Below are 16,249 nucleotides of genomic sequence, written 5' to 3'. Positions count from 1 at the left end.
CGCCGTCGCCCGCAACGGTGCTCGCTCCGGCGCCGCAACGGGCGCCGCGGCTCTGCCCGTGGTCGCGCGTGTGGCCGTCCCGAGGTGCCTCGGGTGCCGGCGGTCGTGGAGCATGAGATCGTGCTCGGCGGTCGCACCGTGGCCGAGCCGCTGCCGGTCCCGGTCGCCACGGGGGACGGCGAGGAGCGTGCCGTCGTGCCGCTGCGCCCGGAGGGCTTCTGGCAGATCCACCGTCATGCGCCCGAGGCGCTGGTCCGCACGATCGACGAGATGGCCAGCGTCGGGGCCGGCGACGCCGTCGCTGACCTGTACGCCGGCGCCGGGCTGTTCACCGCCTGGGCCGCGGCGCGCACCGGCGAGACGGGACAGGTGCTCAGCGTGGAGGCCGCGGCCGGGTCCAGCGCCTCGGCGCGTGAGCTGTTCGACCGGACGCAGCACGTCCGGGTGGAGACGGCCCCGGTGGAACGGGTGCTGGACGCACTGGGGGGCCACGACCTGATCCTGGTGGACCCGCCGCGCGCCGGCGCCGGAAAGAAGGTCATCGGGGGCGTCGATGCGGCGGATGCGCGCCGGCTCGTCTACGTGTCCTGCGAACCGGCGTCCTTCGCCCGTGACGCCAAGGACCTGCTCGCCCGGGGTTGGCGGTTGGCGGACCTGCAGGTGCTGGACCTCTACCCGAACACGCACCACATGGAGTCAGTCGCCCTGTTCGAACGCTGAGCCCCGCCCCTCCGGGCCGCATCGGCGCCGAGCTCGACGCCGATGCGCGTGCACCGCGTCCTTGGACGCCCGCGGAAGGCCTGGTCAGCTCTGTGGTTCGGCGATCCTGGCCTGTGGAAGGCCACCCGCGGGCCTCCGCGGGGGCGACAGCGACATGAGCCGCATCACGTCATGTCGACCGAGTAGGATGGACAGCGATACGGCTCTGAGCGCTGGAGGAGACTCCGCGTGCTCGGGCCCGGTCGCGCCACTGACCTGAGGTCGCCGTCGTGCTCGTCGTCGAGCGCCGCGTCCGCAGCGCGACCGAGGCCTGCACCGGAAGGTCCTCCGGCGAACTCTTCAGCGCCCGTTGTCCGACGGCCGCGTGCCGTCGGACCGTGTCAGTCTGGCAACTACAGAGGAGTCCCGCGTGAGCACTGTGGACAGCTTCGGAGCACAAGGCGTTCTCAACGTCAACGGCGCCGATTACGAAATCTTCCGCCTCAACACTGTGGAGGGCCACGAGTCCCTTCCGTACAGCCTGAAGGTCCTCCTGGAGAACCTTCTGCGCACCGAGGACGGGGCGAATGTGACGGCCGAGCACATCAAGGCTCTCGGCCAGTGGGACGAGACGGCACAGCCGAACACCGAGATCCAGTTCACTCCGGGTCGGGTCCTGATGCAGGACTTCACCGGTGTGCCCTGCGTCGTGGACCTGGCCACCATGCGTGAAGCCGTGGCAGACCTGGGTGGCGATCCCAAGCGGATCAACCCGCTGGCGCCGGCCGAGATGGTCATCGACCACTCGGTGCAGATCGACTCCTTCGGGAACTCGGACGCCATCGAGCGCAACATGGACATCGAGTACCAGCGCAACGGCGAGCGGTACCAGTTCCTGCGCTGGGGCCAGACGGCCTTCGACGACTTCAAGGTCGTGCCTCCCGGTATGGGCATCGTCCACCAGGTCAACATCGAGAACCTGGCCCGCGTGGTGATGACCCGTGAGGTCGACGGTGCGCTGCGCGCCTACCCGGACACCTGTGTGGGCACCGACTCGCACACCACCATGGAGAACGGCCTGGGTGTGCTGGGCTGGGGCGTGGGCGCATCGAGCTGAGGCCGCGATGCTGGGCCAGCCGATCTCCATGCTCATCCCGCGCGTGGTCGGCTTCAAGCTCTCCGGGGAGATCCCCGCCGGGGCGACAGCCACCGACGTGGTGCTGACCATCACCCAGATGCTCCGCGAGCACGGCGTGGTCGGCAAGTTCGTCGAGTTCTACGGCGAGGGCGTGGCGGCGGTTCCGCTGGCCAACCGAGCGACGATCGGCAACATGTCCCCGGAGTTCGGCTCCACGGCCGCGATGTTCCCCATCGACGAGGTCACCCTGGAGTACCTGCGCCTGACCGGCCGCACCGAGGAGCAGGTCGCTCTGGTGGAGGCCTACGCGAAGGAGCAGGGGATGTGGCACGACCCGTCCCGCGAGCTGCGCTTCTCCGAGTACCTCGAGCTGGACCTGTCCACCGTGGTGCCCTCGATCTCGGGTCCGAAGCGTCCGCAGGACCGTATCGAGCTCACCGACGCCAAGGAGCAGTTCCGCAAGGACATCCACAACTACGTGGAGCACGTGACCGACCCGGCCACCAACGGCCACGCCGACGCCGCCTCGGCGGCCTCGTTCCCGGCCTCGGACGCTCCGGCGCACTCCGCCGACGAGGAGCAGGACGTCAAGGACCGTCCGCGGCACGTCGGCGGCGAGGAGGTCGTGGGCCGGCCCTCGAAGCCGGTGTCGGTCTCGATGCCCGACGGCCGTGAGTTCACGCTGGACCACGGTGCGGTCTCGATCGCCTCCATCACTTCCTGCACCAACACCTCCAACCCGAACGTGATGCTCGCCGCCGGTGTGCTGGCGCGCAACGCGGTGGAGAAGGGCCTGTCGCAGAAGCCCTGGGTCAAGACCTCCATCGCACCGGGCTCGAAGGTCGTGACCGACTACTACGAGAAGTCAGGGCTGATCGAGCACCTGGAGAAGGTCGGTTTCTACGTGGTCGGCTACGGCTGCACCACCTGCATCGGAAACTCCGGTCCGCTCGAGGAGGAGATCTCCAAGACGGTCCAGGAGGAGGACCTCGCGGTCACCTCAGTGCTGTCGGGCAACCGCAACTTCGAGGGCCGCATCAACCCGGACGTGAAGATGAACTACCTGGCCTCCCCGCCGCTGGTGGTGGCCTACGCCCTGGCCGGGACCATGGACTTCGACTTCGAGAACGAGCCGCTGGGCCAGGATGCGTCGGGCGACGACGTCTACCTGCGCGACATCTGGCCGGACCCGATCGAGGTCCAGAAGATCATCGACGAGTCGATCGACACCGAGATGTTCACCTCGAAGTACGACACGGTCTTCGACGGGGACCACCGGTGGCAGGAGCTGAACACTCCGGAGGGCTCCACCTTTGCCTGGGACGAGTCGTCGACCTACGTGCGCAAGGCGCCGTACTTCGACGGCATGTCGCTGGAGGCCTCCCCGGTGGAGGACATCTCCGGGGCACGGGTGCTGCTGAAGCTGGGCGACTCGGTCACCACCGACCACATCTCGCCGGCCGGCTCCTTCAAGTCCGACACCCCGGCGGGCCGCTACCTGCTGGAGAACGGCGTGGAGCGTAAGGACTTCAACTCCTACGGCTCCCGCCGAGGCAACCACGAAGTCATGATCCGCGGCACCTTCGCCAATATCCGGATCAAGAACCAGCTGCTCGATGGAGTCGAGGGCGGCTTCACCCGGGACTTCACCCAGGAGGGCGCCCCGCAGGCCTACGTGTACGACGCCGCAGAGAACTACAAGGAGGCCGGCACACCGCTGGTGGTCCTGGGCGGCAAGGAGTACGGGTCGGGCTCGTCCCGGGACTGGGCCGCCAAGGGCACCAAGCTGCTGGGCGTCCGCGCGGTCATCACCGAGTCCTTCGAGCGGATCCACCGCTCGAACCTCATAGGCATGGGTGTGCTCCCGCTGCAGTTCCCGGAGGGCGAGACGGCCGACACGCTGGGTCTGACCGGTTTCGAGACCTTCTCGATCTCCGGAATCACTGCGCTGAACGAGGGCACCATCCCGAAGACGGTGCAGGTCACCGCCGCGGCAGAGGACGGCTCGGAGACCACCTTCGACGCGGTCGTGCGCATCGACACCCCCGGCGAGGCGGACTACTACCGCAACGGCGGCATTCTGCAGTACGTGCTGCGCCAGCTGGTGAAGTGAGCGGCTGACCGTCGTCGGCGCACCGTCCTTCGGGAGCACAGACGACGGGCCACCCGCTGAGTCGACGGCGGGCGGGACGGAGGAGACTCCGGACCGCCCGCCGTCGTCGTGCTCCGGTGCATCCTGATGCCGACCGGGCGGTAGAATCGCAGAGAGCCTGATCGCATGGGAGGGATCGCGCCAGTGAAGACCATTCTGGAGACCATCCGGTCTCCCCAGGACCTGTCCCGGCTGACGGACGAGCAGCTGGAGCGGCTGGCCGCGGAGATCCGCCAGTTCCTCATCGACAACGTGTCCCGCACCGGGGGACACCTGGGCCCCAACCTCGGCGTGGTGGAACTCACCCTGGCGATCCACCGGGTCTTCGACTCGCCGCGCGACTCAGTGATCTTCGACACCGGGCACCAGTCCTACATCCACAAGCTGGTCACGGGCCGTCAGGACTTCTCCACCCTGCGCAAGCAGGGCGGCCTGGCCGGCTACCCGGAGCGCGCCGAGTCCATCCATGACATCGTCGAGTCCTCCCACGCCTCCTCCTCATTGTCATGGGCCGACGGCATCTCCAAGGCACGCGTGCTCAGCGGCGAGGACGACCGTTTCGTGGTCGCAGTCATCGGCGACGGCGCCCTCACCGGTGGGATGGCCTGGGAAGCGCTGAACAACATCGCCGCGGACAAGGACCGTCGTGTGGTGATCGTCGTCAACGACAACGGCCGCTCGTATGCCCCCACGGTGGGAGGGCTGGCCGATCAGCTGGATCGCCTGCGGAGGGGATTCCTGGACAAGCTGCGCACGCACCGTGTGTATGAGAAGGCGATGGACGGCACCAAGCAGCGCCTTCAGCACGGCGGGCCGGTCAGCAAGATGGTCTACCGAAGCCTGCATGCCGCGAAGAAGGGCGCGAAGGACTTCTGGGCGCCGCAGGGGCTCTTCGAGGACCTGGGCATGAAGTACATCGGACCGGTGGACGGGCATGATCAGCGCTCCATGGAGGAGGCGCTGCAGGACGCCAAGAACTACGGCGGTCCGGTGATCGTCCACGCGCTCACGGAGAAGGGTCGCGGCTACGCCCCGGCCCGCGCGGATGAGAACGACCAGTTCCACGCGGTCGGCGTGATCGACCCTGAGACCGGCGAGCCGGTGTCCCGGGGTTCGGCGCGCTCCTGGACCTCCGTGTTCGAAGAGGAGATCACGGCCATCGCTGATGAGCGACCGGACGTGGTGGCGCTGACCGGGGCGATGATGATCCCCGTAGGCCTGCGCAGCTTCGCGGAGAAGCACCCGGATCGCGTCTTCGACGTCGGCATCGCCGAGCAGCATGCCGTCGCCTCTGCCGCCGGGCTGGCCTATGGCGGGCTGCACCCAGTGGTGGCGCTCTATGCGACGTTCCTCAATCGGGCATTCGACCAGCTGCTCATGGATGTCGCGCTGCACCGCGCCGGGGTGACGCTGGTGCTGGATCGGGCCGGCGTGACCGGTCCGGACGGACCCAGCCATCACGGCGTGTGGGATCTGTCCCTGCTGCAGATCGTGCCCGGCATGCGGATCGCCGCGCCGCGGGACTCCACCCGGCTGCGGGAGGAGCTGCGCGAGGCGGTGGCCGTGGACGACGCCCCCACGGTGGTCCGCTTCTCCAAAGGGTCCGTCAACGGTGAGATCGATGCGCTGGAGAGGCTCGAGGACGGAGTGGAGGTCCTCCATGGTCAGCGCAACGAAGACGGAGCCTACAGCAATGACGTGCTCATCGTCTCCGTCGGCACGATGGGGGAGCTGTCCCTCGACGTGGCGCGTCGGCTGGCCGATCAGGGCATCACCTCCACCGTCGTGGACCCCCGCTGGGTGCTCCCGGTCCCGGAATCCGTCGTCTCTCTGGCGGCGCGGCACCGGATCGTCGTCTGCGTGGAGGACGGTGTGAAAGCCGGGGGAGTCGGGTCCCGGATCCGGCAGACCATGCGTGAGGCCGGTGTGGACACGGCACTCAACGAGGTGGGACTTCCCGTGGAGTTCCTCTCCCACGGCTCGCGGGCAGGGGTTCTGGACCGCGTGGGCGTGACCTCCACCCAGGTGGCTCAGGACACCGTGGCCCAGGTGTTGGGCACGAAGGTGCCCTTCGCACGTCCGCTGCCCGGGGAGGATCTGCCCACCGGCGAGATCCCGAGCTTCCCGCAGAGCCGCGACGCCTGAGCGTCGACCCGTTCACCCTGTCGGTCCTCACCGGACCGGCGACCTCATGACCGCCGGGGGCCCTGCCCTGCGGCCCGACCGTCTGGAGACCTCATGATCAGTCTGTTCCGTCAGAACTCGGAAGCCGCCTGGGAGTACCGGGAGGCTTGGTACGACGAGGCGGCCGGAGAGTTTGTGGTGCACTACGGCGCGGTGGGCGCCAATGGGAAGCTCACGGCGGAGAAGGCGCAGGCAGACGAGGCGGAGGCTCTGCTGGAGGGTTTCGCAGCCCAATGCGAGGCGGACGGTTACCGGGAGATCGGGCAGCTGCAGACCGTCGAACTGGTCGTCGCTGTGCCGCTGAAGGCCTCGGAGCCCTCGGCGTCGGAGCGGCGGAACGCCGAGACCGTTCACACGGCAGTGCTCACGGGGCTCGCCTGGCGGGGGCTCGGCGCCCTGAGCGACCCGGAGATCGAAGAGCACGCGACGGCGCGGCGCTGGTCATGAGGGCCCGCACGGTGCACCGCCGGAAGGCCGGGGAGGCCGTGCGCGGCGCCCTGCGCGCCACCGACGTCCCTGCCTCGAAGGTCCGCATCCGCGTGGGCTGAGCCCACAGGCAGAGCGGGCCTCACCCGTCGCGGGGCGGGCGGGGCGACCGCTCACACGAGCACGCGGACCTCTCCGTCGCTGATCTCCGCCTCGAAGCGGGTCAGAGGACGGTCCGCCGGTCCGGAGGTGGGCTCCCCGGAGTCCACGGCGAACACCGATCCGTGGCAGGGGCAGCTGAACTGCTCGTCTTCGGGCTCCACGGTGCAGCCTGGTGGGTGCACACTGACGTGAAGGCGTGGACCTCGTCCTCACCGGCACGGTGCAGAAGCAGCTCATGCTCGCCTGCACTGGCCGCGACCGAGGTGCCCACCGGGAGCTCCTCGGCGGCCAGCACGGCCTCCCAGGACTCGCCGGCATGTGTGGCCTCCGCTCCGGGTTCGGCACCGTCGTCGGAGGTGTTGCCGCAGGCGGCCAACGAGAGCCCCGCGACTCCCGCAGCACCGGCGGCGGTGGTGCGGAGGAAGGCCCGGCGGGCGCAGCACAGCTCATTCATGCGCCCGAGTCTATCGGGCGCCGAAGGTCCGTCCTGCATCCGCCGGGCCGTCGGGGATCCCGTCAGTGGAACGTGCGCCCGTTGACCCGCTCGCTGGCCCCCACCTGGTCCAGGTAGGGGGTGATTCCGCCGCGGTGCATGGGCCAGCCGGCGCCGAGGATCATGCACAGGTCGATGTCCTTCGGGGAGCTCACCACGCCCTCGGAGAGCATCAGACCGATCTCTTCGGCCAAGGCGTCTTGGACGTCGGTGAGCAGCTGCTCACCGCTGCGCGGCGTCTCGCCGAACTCCATCAGCGCCAGGGTCTGCTCCTTGATGAAGGCGCGGCCGTCCTCGTCGGTGCTCCAGATCTCCGTGACGCCGGCCTCGATGAGGCGCTGCAGGTTGGCCGAGACGTGGAACCTCTCGCCGAACGCCGCGTGGAGGGACTCGGTGACGTGCTGAGCCACCGGGATGCCGACCATCGCCAGCAGGGTGAAAGGCGTCATCGGCAGTCCGATGGGCCGCAGGGCCTGGTCCGCGGTAGCAGCATCGGTGCCCTCGTCGAAGGCCTTCTGCACCTCGGCCATCAGGCGCAGCAGGACACGGTTGACCACGAAGGCCGCCGAGTCGGAGGTGAGGACCGGCGTCTTGCGCAGTGCCGCGGCCAGCGCGAAGGCGGTCGCGATCGGTTCGTCCGTGGTCTCCGGGGTGCGGGCGATCTCGATCAGCGGCATCACCGCCACCGGGTTGAAGAAGTGGAACCCGATGACCCTCTCGGGGTGCCTCAGGTCGGCGGCCATCTCCGTGACCGACAGCGAGGACGTGTTGGTGGCCAGGATCGTCCCGGCCGGCACGATCTCCTCGAGCTCGGCGAAGACCTGCTTCTTGACACCGATCTCCTCGAAGACCGCCTCGATGACGAAGTCCGCGTCCGCGTAGACCGACTTGTCGGTGGATCCGGTCACCAGGCCCTTCAGGCCGGCGGCCTGCTCGGCGCTGATCTTCCCCTTGCCCTGCAGCTTCTCCACCTGGGAGGAGATGAAGTCCAAGCCCTTGGCCACCCGGGTCTCGTCGATGTCGGTCATGACCACCGGGACCTGCAGGTGCTGGGCGAAGACCATCGCCAGCTGGGAGGCCATCAGGCCGGCGCCCACGATCCCCACCTTGCCGATCTGACGCGGCGGGACCTCCGGCACGCCGGCGGGGCGCTTGGCCCGCTTCTGGATCAGCTCCAGGAACGCGTAGACGGTGTTGGCGAACTCATCGGTGACCATCAGCTCGGCCAGGGCATCGCACTCGGCGACACGGTCTTGGTCGCGATCGCGGTCCTTGCCGGCGATGAACACCTCCAGAGCCTTCTGCGGCGCAGGAGCAGAGTCGCCGGTCTTGGCCGCCACGGCACGGCGGGCGGCCTCGATGCCCCGCTGCCAGGCGGCGTCGCTGGTGTCCCGATCCCGATGGGACCGGACGCCGGCGAGGGTGTCGTCATCTCTGGCGATGATCCGCGCGGCGAACTCCACGGACGCCTGCTCGAATGCGTCGGCGGCGAAGAGGGCGTCGGCGATGCCCAGCTCATAGGCCGCCGCACCCTTGAGCGTGCGATTGTTCGCCAGGGCGTTCGAGAAGATGACCTGGGCGGCGGCCTCCGGACCGATCAGGCGCGGCAGTCGATACACCCCGCCCCAGCCGGGGATGAGCCCCAGGAATGCCTCGGGCAGGGACAGGGCCTTGGCGTCGGTGGAGACGGTGCGCCACTGAGCGGCCAGCGCGATCTCCAGCCCGCCGCCGAGGGCGGTGCCGTTGATGAAGGCGAAGGTCGGTACGGGGAAGTCTTCGAGCAGGTTGTAGGCCTGGTGGCCCAGCTCCGCCATCTGGCGTGCCAGCTCGGTGGACTCGATCGTATTGACCGCGCCCAGGTCCGCCCCGGCCACCAGGTAGCCGGGCTTGCCGATCAGCGCCAGCCCGGCGATCTCTGCGGATTCTGCACGTGGCAGCTGCGAGGCCACGGCCTCGCCGAACTCGATCAGGGAGTTGGGTCCGAGCGTGGTCGGCCGCCGGGCGTCGTCGTTGTCCAGTCGGATCAGCGCCAGCGTGCCGCCGCCGGGCAGGGTGACGTCCTCGACCCGGCTGTGCGTGCGGACCTCGTCCGCGAAGGCCTCGGCGAGCTCGGCATAGCCGGAGAAGTCGGTCTGCGCGGCGGTGATGGTGCCGGCGGGGGAGAGGGAGTGTGCGGACTGCGCGTTCATGGGTGCCTCCACAGCGTCGTCGTCAGGGAAGAATGCGTTCCGCATCACATGCTACCGGCGAGTAGCTCCAGAGGCCAGCGCGGCCCCGTGCCGACGACGCCGCAGCGTGTGCAGGCACGGCTCGCCTGCTGTGGAGTAAGGCGCGGGCAACAGGTGGAGGCTGCCGAGGGTGATCAGAGGTCGCTGAGAGGATCGGGGTCCAGCAGCGCCACGGTGACCACCGCGGCCGTCTGGTCGACCTGCCAGGGCCGGGCGCCCAGCGCGGTGAGGGCCGCCGCGATCGAGTCCAGGTCGATCTGGGCCGGGGGATCCCAGCACAGCTGCTTCAGGACAGCCGGGGTCAGCAGAGTCTCCGGCATGATCTCCAGGCGTTCGGCGAGGAACGTCAGACGTTCCCTGGCGGTGCGGTATCGGCGGAATGCCAACGGGTGGCGCTCCTTCCACGAGCGTGGAGGGGGCGGGCCACCGGTGCGGCGCTGCAGATCCGGAAGGTCTTGGGACGTGGCGCCGGCCCTCACGGCGCGCAGCCACCGCGGAGCCTCCCGCTTGGCCGCCCGCCCGTGGAAACCCGGTACCGCGAGCAGCTGGGGAACGGTGGTGGGAGATTCCAGGGCTGCGGCCACCAGGGCCGAGTCGGGCAGGATGTGCCCCGGAGAGACGTCCTTCTGCTCCGCCAGGTGCTCTCGAGCGCGCCAGAGCTCGCGCAGCACCGCGAGCCCGCGTCGACTCTTGAGCCGGTTGATCCCCGAGGTGCGGCGCCAGCGATCATGGCGCGGCACCGTCGGGGGCCGATGGGTGCGGGCATGCTCGAACTCCTGGGCAGCCCAGTCGGACTTGCCCTGCTCCTCCAGCAGGGAGCTGAGTTTCTCCCGCAGTTCGATCAGCAGCTCGACGTCCAGTGCGGCGTAGCGGAGCCAGTCCTGCGGCAGCGGGCGGCGAGACCAGTCGGCCGCCGAGTGCTCCTTCGCCAGCCGGACCCCCAGCAGGGATTCCACCACGGCGCCGAGCCCCACACGCGGCAGGCCGGCCAACCGGGCGGCCAGCTCGGTGTCGAAGAGCGCATGGGGGTGCATGCCCAGCTCGGCCAGGCAGGGCAGGTCCTGGGAGGCGGCGTGCAGGATCCACTCGGCACCGCCCAATGCCCGCTGCAGCGGGACGAGTGTGTCGAAGGGCTCCGGGTCGATGAGCCAGAGCCCGGATCCCTCGCGCTTGAGCTGCACGAGGAACGCTCTCTGGCCGTAGCGGAAACCCGAGGCACGCTCTGCGTCGACCGCCACGGGGCCGTGGCCGGCAGCCAGCGCCTCGGCGCACCGCTGCAGTCCACGTGCGGTGTCGATGACGAACGGTACGCCGTCGGCGGGCTCGGTGAGCAGAGGGGGAAGGTGCTCGTCCTGGTCCTCCATAGAGTGGTCAGATCCTCCTGACATGCGGCAGGGCCACCACGCCGTCGGGCAGGGGAGGCAGACCGGCGAAGCTGCAGACCATATCCGCCCAGGCCTCCAGGTGTCGGCCCAGCCGAGGCCCGCTGGGCGTCCAGGAGGCCCGGAGTTCGACGGTGTTGCTCGCCTGACGATCTTCGAGGCTGCCGAAGGATTCGGACAGGATGCGTGTGGCGGTGCCGCCGGCGTGGCTGTGCTCGACACCGCACTGATCCAGCGAGTCGCTCAGCCAGGTCCAGGCGACTTCGGCGAGCAGGGGGTCGTTGCCCATGTCCGCGTCCAGCTCGGCGCGGATGTAGATGACCACACGGAACGTCCCGCCCCAGGTCTCCTGGCCCTGCGGGTCGTGGAGCAGGATGAAGCGGCCGGTGGCGAGCAGCTCAGCATCCTCGGGTGCTGGGCGGAGCCGAGCCGGTCCGTGGAGCGGGGTCCGCGCGCCGGGGTCCAGGACCTCGGCGCGCAGCGCCACCGCGTACGGGGCCAGCTTGACCGGGGCAGGGATCTCGTCCACCTGCGCCTCGGTGCGGGGACGGGCACGCCGCAGCTCTCCCAGGGCGGAACGGAACGACTCCGGGAGGTCGTCGATGCCGGGGGTGGAGATCTGCGGGCCGGGACCACGTCCTGCGGCAGATCCGGCTGGGCCGAGTGCTGTCACGCGTCCACCCTATGAACAGGATCAGCGAGCATCGGGCAGGCGCGCCGTGAGCGCGGCCCGCGCATGGTCCACGAACTCATCGATCTGCGCCTCGGTGGTCTGGAAGGAGCACATCAGACGGACGACGGGGTCGCCGTCCGGCGCGGTGTTCCACACATGGAAGAGATACCGGGACTGCAGCTCCTCCACCACCGTCGCCGGCATCTTGGGAAAGACGGCGTTCACCTGCGCCGGCGCGGGGAGGTCGATGCCCTCGAGCGTCGCGAGGCGTTCGCCGAGCAGACGGGCCTGCGCATTGGCGTGCTCGGCGTTGCTGCGCCACAGGTCGGTGCCGAAGAGCTCCAGCAGCTGGGCGGAGACGAAGCGCTGCTTGCTGGCCAGCTGCATCGAGTACTTGCGGATGTAGTCGGTGCCGCGGACTCTGGTCGGGTCCAGCACGACGACGGCCTCCGCGGCCAGCGCACCGTTCTTGGTCCCGCCCAGGCTCAGCACGTCGACGCCGACGTCGGTGGTCACCTCGCGCAGGGAGACGCCGAGGGCGGCGGCGGCGTTGGCGAGGCGGGCGCCGTCCATATGGACCCCGAGTCCCGCCGCGTGGGCGCGGTCCGCCACCGCCGCGATCTCGGCGGGCGAATAGAGGCTCCCCAGCTCGGTGGACTGGGTCAGGGTGACCGCCAGGGGCTGCGCGGCGTGGACGAAGCCCTGGGCTCCGAGCTCAGCCTCGACGTCGGCGGGCGTCAGCTTCCCCTCCGGTGTGGGACGGGCCAGCAGCTTCAGTGCGCCGAGCCGCTCCGGTGCGGCACCTTCGTCAGTGTTCACGTGAGCCTGGCGCGCGCAGATCGCCGCGCCCCAGCGCGGGAGGAGGGCCTGCAGCGAGACGACGTTGGCACCGGTGCCGTTGAACACCGGGAAGATCTCTGCGGACGGACCGAACTGGTCCCTGACGACCTGCTCCAGGCGGGTGGTGACGGGGTCGTCGCCGTAGGGCACCGCGGCGCCGCCGTTGGCCCGGGCGATGGCCTCCAGCACCTCCGGCGAGACTCCCGCGGTGTTGTCGGAGGCGAAGGTCGGGTCGGGAGTCGCCGGGGCATCGGGGCCGACGGGTCCGTCGAGGGTCTGGAGACCGGGCATGATCTCATCAGTGCTGGTCACTCGTCGGCCTCCTCGAAGCGCATCGAGACGGAGTTGATGCAGTATCGCTGGTCGGTGGGAGTGTCGAAGCCCTCGCCGGAGAACACGTGTCCCAGGTGGGAGTCGCAAGAGCCGCACCGGACCTCCACACGTTCCATCCCCAGCGACGTGTCGCGCAGGTGCCGGACGTTCGCTCCCGTCGCGGGCTCGTAGAAGCTGGGCCAGCCGCAGCGGGAGTCGAACTTGGTCTGGGAGGTGAACAGCTCCGCGCCGCAGGCGCGGCAGAGATACACCCCGGCCTGGGTGGTAGCCCCATGGTCCCCGGTGAAGGGCCGCTCGGTGCCGCCCTGGCGGAGCACGTAGTACTCCTCGGGGGTCAGACGGTCGCGCCATTGGGCGTCGGACAGAGAGGCGAAGTCAGGCGCGGTTCCTGGCGGGCGGGCATCGGGGTCAGTCTGGTCAGTGCTCATGGCTCCATCCCATCACGTTCGTCGCATCACGTTCGTCGCGCCACGTCCGCCGCATCACGATCATCGCGTCGACGGCGGCACGCGGTCTGAGGCCCACAGTGGCCCGCATCGCCCACCCGGACGAGCAGGGCACGGCGGCAAAGAGCGTCGCGCTCCTCAGACGGTGCAACGCGCACCGGGCTCCGCCGCTTCCCTGGATGCCGCCGCAGGACGTCGCGCGTAAGCTGTGACCTGGGCATCGTGGCCCTCCAGCCATCCGGAACCGACCTTGTGGAGGCCTCCCAGACATGTCACCCCGCATCGCCGACCGTCGTCCGAGTGGTCTCGGAGGCCACCAGCCAGATGGTGCCTCACCTGCCCGACGGAGCCCGAGTGCGCGTCTGACGGCGCCGCTGCGGCGGCTCCGTGAGTCGCTGGCCGCTGCTCCCGCGAACCCCGAGCCCAAGACGCCCTGGGTGCGGGCCTCGGCGCTCGGGGCCGGCACGGGGCTGGCCGCAGGCATGGCCCTGGCGGGGGCCGCCTCCGGGCTGGCCGGCTATTTCGCCCGCATGGTGGTCACTCCCGTCAAGGAGCACGTGGAGGACCTGGAGGTCCTGGCGGTGGTGCGCGGAGCCGACGGCGACGAAGTCATCCTGCCTGCCACGCCCGAGACCGTGGTGCCGGGGACCTACGGCCTGAACTTCCATGGCGGCCGTGCCAGCGCACGCATCGGAGAGATCACCTCCTTCAGTCCGCGGGACGGCACGATCGCCCGGCGGGTGGAGAAGGTCTATCACGGAGACCTCCGCAAGGTCTCGCGCGGCTGGTGGACCTCGGTGCCCGACCCGACCCCGGCGGATGCCGGTCATCCTTTCGAGGACGTGCTGATCGACCTGCCCGGCGGGCCCGCACCGGCCTGGCACGTGCCCCCGCGGACGCGCACCGGTCCGATGGGAGACCGCAACGTGTGGGCGATCATGGTCCATGGACGGGGCGGACGCCGCACCGAAGGCATCCGCGCCCTGGGGGTCGCCGACCGCCTCGGCATCGATTCGCTGCTCATCTCCTACCGGAACGACGGCGAGGCGCCTGACGCTCCTGACGGGCGGTATGGCCTGGGCATCACCGAGTGGGAGGACGTCGACGCCGCCGTGCAGCACGCCCTGGACCAGGGCGCCGAGGACGTCCTGCTCTTCGGGTGGTCCATGGGCGGCGCGGTGGCGCTGCAGACTGCGGACCGCTCCCGGCTGGCCCCGGCCATCCGTGGCCTGGTGCTCACCGGTCCGGTGGTCGACTGGATCGACGTGCTCGCCTACCAGGCACGGGCCAACAGGATCCCGGAGGCGGTGGGGCGGCTCGGCCGCTGGTTCATCTCCCATCCCGCGGGCCGACGGGTCACCGGACTGGCCGCACCGGTGGATCTCAAGGCGATGAACTGGATCGACCGCGCCGAGCAGCTGCATGTGCGGACTCTGATCCTGCACAGCAGCGACGACGACGTCGTCCCCTACGCTCCGTCGCGGAACCTTGCCGAGCGGAATGAGAAGGTCAGCTTCGTGCCCTTCACCCAGGCGCGGCATGTCAAGGAGTGGAACCACGACCCCCAGCGCTGGGAGAGCAGCGTGGAGCAGTGGGTCGCCGAGCTGTTCACCGGTGACGCCCCGGCCCACCTCAGCTCAACGACGCGACGTGCTCGGTGACATTGCGCTTGATGCGGCCGAGCATGGCTGACATGCCACGCAGGCGCAGCGGTGTGATGGCCTTCGCCAGGCCCAGCCGGGTCGGGACGTCGTCCGGGGTGGCCAGGATCTCGTCGTAGCTGAGCCCGCTGAGTCCCTGATGCAGGATCGAGGCGAAGCCGCGGGTCGTCGGGGCCTCGGGCGGGGCGGCGAAGATGATCTCCGCGGTGCGGGCCTCGTCGTCGAACTCGAAGGCCAGGAACAGCGGGGTCTGGCACTCCACCACCTGCTCCATGGTGTCGGCACGGTCCTGATACTGCTCCGGCACGTCCGGCAGCTCGCGGGAGAGCTCCAGGAGCAGCTCCAGCTTCTGCTGGTCCGGGACCGCCTGGAACTCCTCGACGATCTCAGCCAGCGGTTCGGGAAGGCCGGCGGTGGTGGTGGTCATCATGTCTCCAGGATAGGAGAGCGGGGCGGGATGCGTCGTCCGGCGCCCCGCCCGCTCAACGGCTCAGCGGCCTGTGGGCGCCTCGCCCGGCTCCTCGCCGACGGCGATGGGCAGACGGACCGAGTTGCCCCACTCCGTCCAGGAGCCGTCGTAGTTGCGGACGTGGCGGTGCCCGAGCAGGTGCTGGAGGACGAACCAGGTGTGCGAGGACCGCTCGCCGATCCGGCAGTAGGCGATGACCTCGTCCGCCTCCCCGATGCCGGCCTCCTCACGGTAGATGCGCTCCAGCTCCTCGCGGGGCTTGAAGGTGCCGTCCTCCTCGGCGGCTCGGGCCCACGGGACGGAGGCGGCCGAGGGGATGTGGCCACCGCGCAGGGAGCCCTCCTCCTCGTAGCCCTCCATGTGGGTGCGCTCACCCGAGTACTCGAGCGGGGAGCGCACGTCGACCAGGGGCTTGCCGAAGTGCTCGAAGACATCCTCACGGAACGCGCGGAACGTGGAGTCGTCACGGCTGATCACCGGATAGTCGGCACGGGTCGGTTCGGTCCGCTCGGTGGTGACGTCACGACCTTCAGCGATCCACTTCTGTCGGCCCCCGTCCATCAGTCGGACGTCCTCGTGCCCGAACAGGGTGAACACCCAGAGGGCGTAGGCGGCCCACCAGTTCGACTTGTCGCCGTAGAACACCACGGTGGTGTCCCGGCTGATGCCCTTCGACGCCGCGAACTCCGCGAAATGCTCGCCGTCGAGGAAGTCCCGGGTGATCGGGTCGTTGAGCTCGGTGTGCCAGTCGATCTTGACGGCACCGGGGATGTGCCCCGTCTCGTAGAGCAGGACGTCCTCGTTCGACTCGACGAGGACGATGCCGTCGTCGTCCTTGTGCTCGGCCACCCAGTCCGTGGACACGAGCTTCTCGGGGTGGGCGTACTGGCTGAAGTCCTTCTCGCTCATCTGCAGAGCCTCTCTCTCGGGTCGCTGACGATCGTCGCTTCACCTGTGTTCAGC

General features: G+C 69.6%; 11 protein-coding genes and 3 pseudogenes. 5 read left to right on the top strand and 9 right to left on the bottom strand.

What is annotated here, in order from left to right; translation table 11 throughout:
- The 4 genes and pseudogenes from BCY76_RS00630 to BCY76_RS00615 form a co-directional block, all read left to right on the top strand.
- Positions 1-720, top strand: a pseudogene (locus BCY76_RS00630) (class I SAM-dependent RNA methyltransferase); the annotation flags it as partial.
- 409 nt (positions 721-1,129) lie between these two features.
- Positions 1,130-3,950: pseudogene (locus BCY76_RS00625) on the top strand (aconitate hydratase).
- 192 nt (positions 3,951-4,142) lie between these two features.
- Positions 4,143-6,134, top strand: coding sequence for a 1-deoxy-D-xylulose-5-phosphate synthase (dxs, locus tag BCY76_RS00620; protein ID WP_237089883.1), 1,992 nt, complete (start codon positions 4,143-4,145; stop codon positions 6,132-6,134).
- A 93-nt stretch (positions 6,135-6,227) separates the two neighbouring features.
- Positions 6,228-6,620 carry a hypothetical protein gene (locus BCY76_RS00615; protein WP_085437040.1) on the top strand — a complete coding sequence of 131 codons (393 nt, stop codon included), beginning with the start codon at positions 6,228-6,230 and terminating at the stop codon, positions 6,618-6,620.
- Positions 6,621-6,772: 152 nt separating this feature from the next.
- Here BCY76_RS00615 and BCY76_RS20580 read toward each other — a convergent pair whose 3' ends face one another.
- The 7 genes and pseudogenes from BCY76_RS20580 to msrB form a co-directional block, all read right to left on the bottom strand.
- On the bottom strand, positions 6,773-6,877 hold the full coding sequence (locus BCY76_RS20580) for a hypothetical protein (protein ID WP_442935335.1): 105 nt from the start codon (positions 6,875-6,877) through the stop codon (positions 6,773-6,775).
- A gap of 101 nt (positions 6,878-6,978) precedes the next feature.
- Positions 6,979-7,215, bottom strand: a pseudogene (locus BCY76_RS20575) (hypothetical protein); the annotation flags it as partial.
- A 62-nt stretch (positions 7,216-7,277) separates the two neighbouring features.
- Positions 7,278-9,443 (bottom strand): 3-hydroxyacyl-CoA dehydrogenase NAD-binding domain-containing protein, encoded by a 2,166-nt coding sequence (locus BCY76_RS00605; protein ID WP_085437045.1) that lies wholly within the window; start codon positions 9,441-9,443, stop codon positions 7,278-7,280.
- 173 nt (positions 9,444-9,616) lie between these two features.
- Positions 9,617-10,846: a ribonuclease D gene (locus BCY76_RS00600; RefSeq protein WP_139827543.1), complete on the bottom strand. Its 1,230-nt coding sequence runs from the start codon at positions 10,844-10,846 to the stop codon at positions 9,617-9,619.
- 7 nt (positions 10,847-10,853) lie between these two features.
- Positions 10,854-11,537, bottom strand: a complete 684-nt coding sequence (locus BCY76_RS00595; protein ID WP_083277812.1) for a DUF3000 domain-containing protein — start codon at positions 11,535-11,537, stop codon at positions 10,854-10,856.
- 21 nt (positions 11,538-11,558) lie between these two features.
- Positions 11,559-12,689: a threonine aldolase family protein gene (locus BCY76_RS00590; protein WP_237089878.1), complete on the bottom strand. Its 1,131-nt coding sequence runs from the start codon at positions 12,687-12,689 to the stop codon at positions 11,559-11,561.
- A complete protein-coding gene (gene msrB / locus BCY76_RS00585) occupies positions 12,686-13,138 on the bottom strand; it encodes a peptide-methionine (R)-S-oxide reductase MsrB (RefSeq protein ID WP_085437037.1) in 453 nt (150 codons plus the stop codon). Before msrB ends, BCY76_RS00590 begins: the two co-directional genes overlap by 4 nt.
- Positions 13,139-13,425: 287 nt before the next feature.
- Between msrB and BCY76_RS00580 the strand changes: the two genes are divergently transcribed.
- The gene (locus BCY76_RS00580) at positions 13,426-14,817 is read left to right on the top strand and encodes an alpha/beta hydrolase family protein (RefSeq protein WP_085437036.1); all 1,392 of its coding nucleotides are present in this window, start codon (positions 13,426-13,428) and stop codon (positions 14,815-14,817) included.
- On the opposite strand, the gene BCY76_RS00575 is transcribed toward BCY76_RS00580, so the two are convergent.
- Both BCY76_RS00575 and BCY76_RS00570 read right to left on the bottom strand, forming a co-directional pair.
- Positions 14,789-15,247 carry a SufE family protein gene (locus BCY76_RS00575; RefSeq protein WP_344682991.1) on the bottom strand — a complete coding sequence of 153 codons (459 nt, stop codon included), beginning with the start codon at positions 15,245-15,247 and terminating at the stop codon, positions 14,789-14,791. The genes BCY76_RS00580 and BCY76_RS00575 overlap by 29 nt on opposite strands.
- 60 nt (positions 15,248-15,307) lie before the next feature.
- Positions 15,308-16,195 carry a sulfurtransferase gene (locus tag BCY76_RS00570; protein ID WP_070162595.1) on the bottom strand — a complete coding sequence of 296 codons (888 nt, stop codon included), beginning with the start codon at positions 16,193-16,195 and terminating at the stop codon, positions 15,308-15,310.
- Positions 16,196-16,249 lie beyond the last annotated feature (54 nt).

The sequence above is a fragment of the Nesterenkonia sp. PF2B19 genome (assembly GCF_001758425.2).
Lineage (GTDB): Bacteria > Actinomycetota > Actinomycetes > Actinomycetales > Micrococcaceae > Nesterenkonia > Nesterenkonia aethiopica.
Note: the sequence above shows the minus strand (reverse complement) of the source record. Positions and strands in the feature narration are given on the sequence as shown.

Coding starts and splice junctions, on each gene's coding strand:
- BCY76_RS00615 (WP_085437040.1), top strand. CDS start 6,228: ATGATCAGTCTGTTCCGTCAGAACTCGGAAGCCGCCTGGGAGTACCGG.
- BCY76_RS00605 (WP_085437045.1), bottom strand. CDS start 9,443: ATGAACGCGCAGTCCGCACACTCCCTCTCCCCCGCCGGCACCATCACC.
- BCY76_RS00600 (WP_139827543.1), bottom strand. CDS start 10,846: ATGGAGGACCAGGACGAGCACCTTCCCCCTCTGCTCACCGAGCCCGCC.
- msrB (WP_085437037.1), bottom strand. CDS start 13,138: ATGAGCACTGACCAGACTGACCCCGATGCCCGCCCGCCAGGAACCGCG.
- BCY76_RS00580 (WP_085437036.1), top strand. CDS start 13,426: ATGTCACCCCGCATCGCCGACCGTCGTCCGAGTGGTCTCGGAGGCCAC.
- BCY76_RS00575 (WP_344682991.1), bottom strand. CDS start 15,247: ATGATGACCACCACCACCGCCGGCCTTCCCGAACCGCTGGCTGAGATC.
- BCY76_RS00570 (WP_070162595.1), bottom strand. CDS start 16,195: ATGAGCGAGAAGGACTTCAGCCAGTACGCCCACCCCGAGAAGCTCGTG.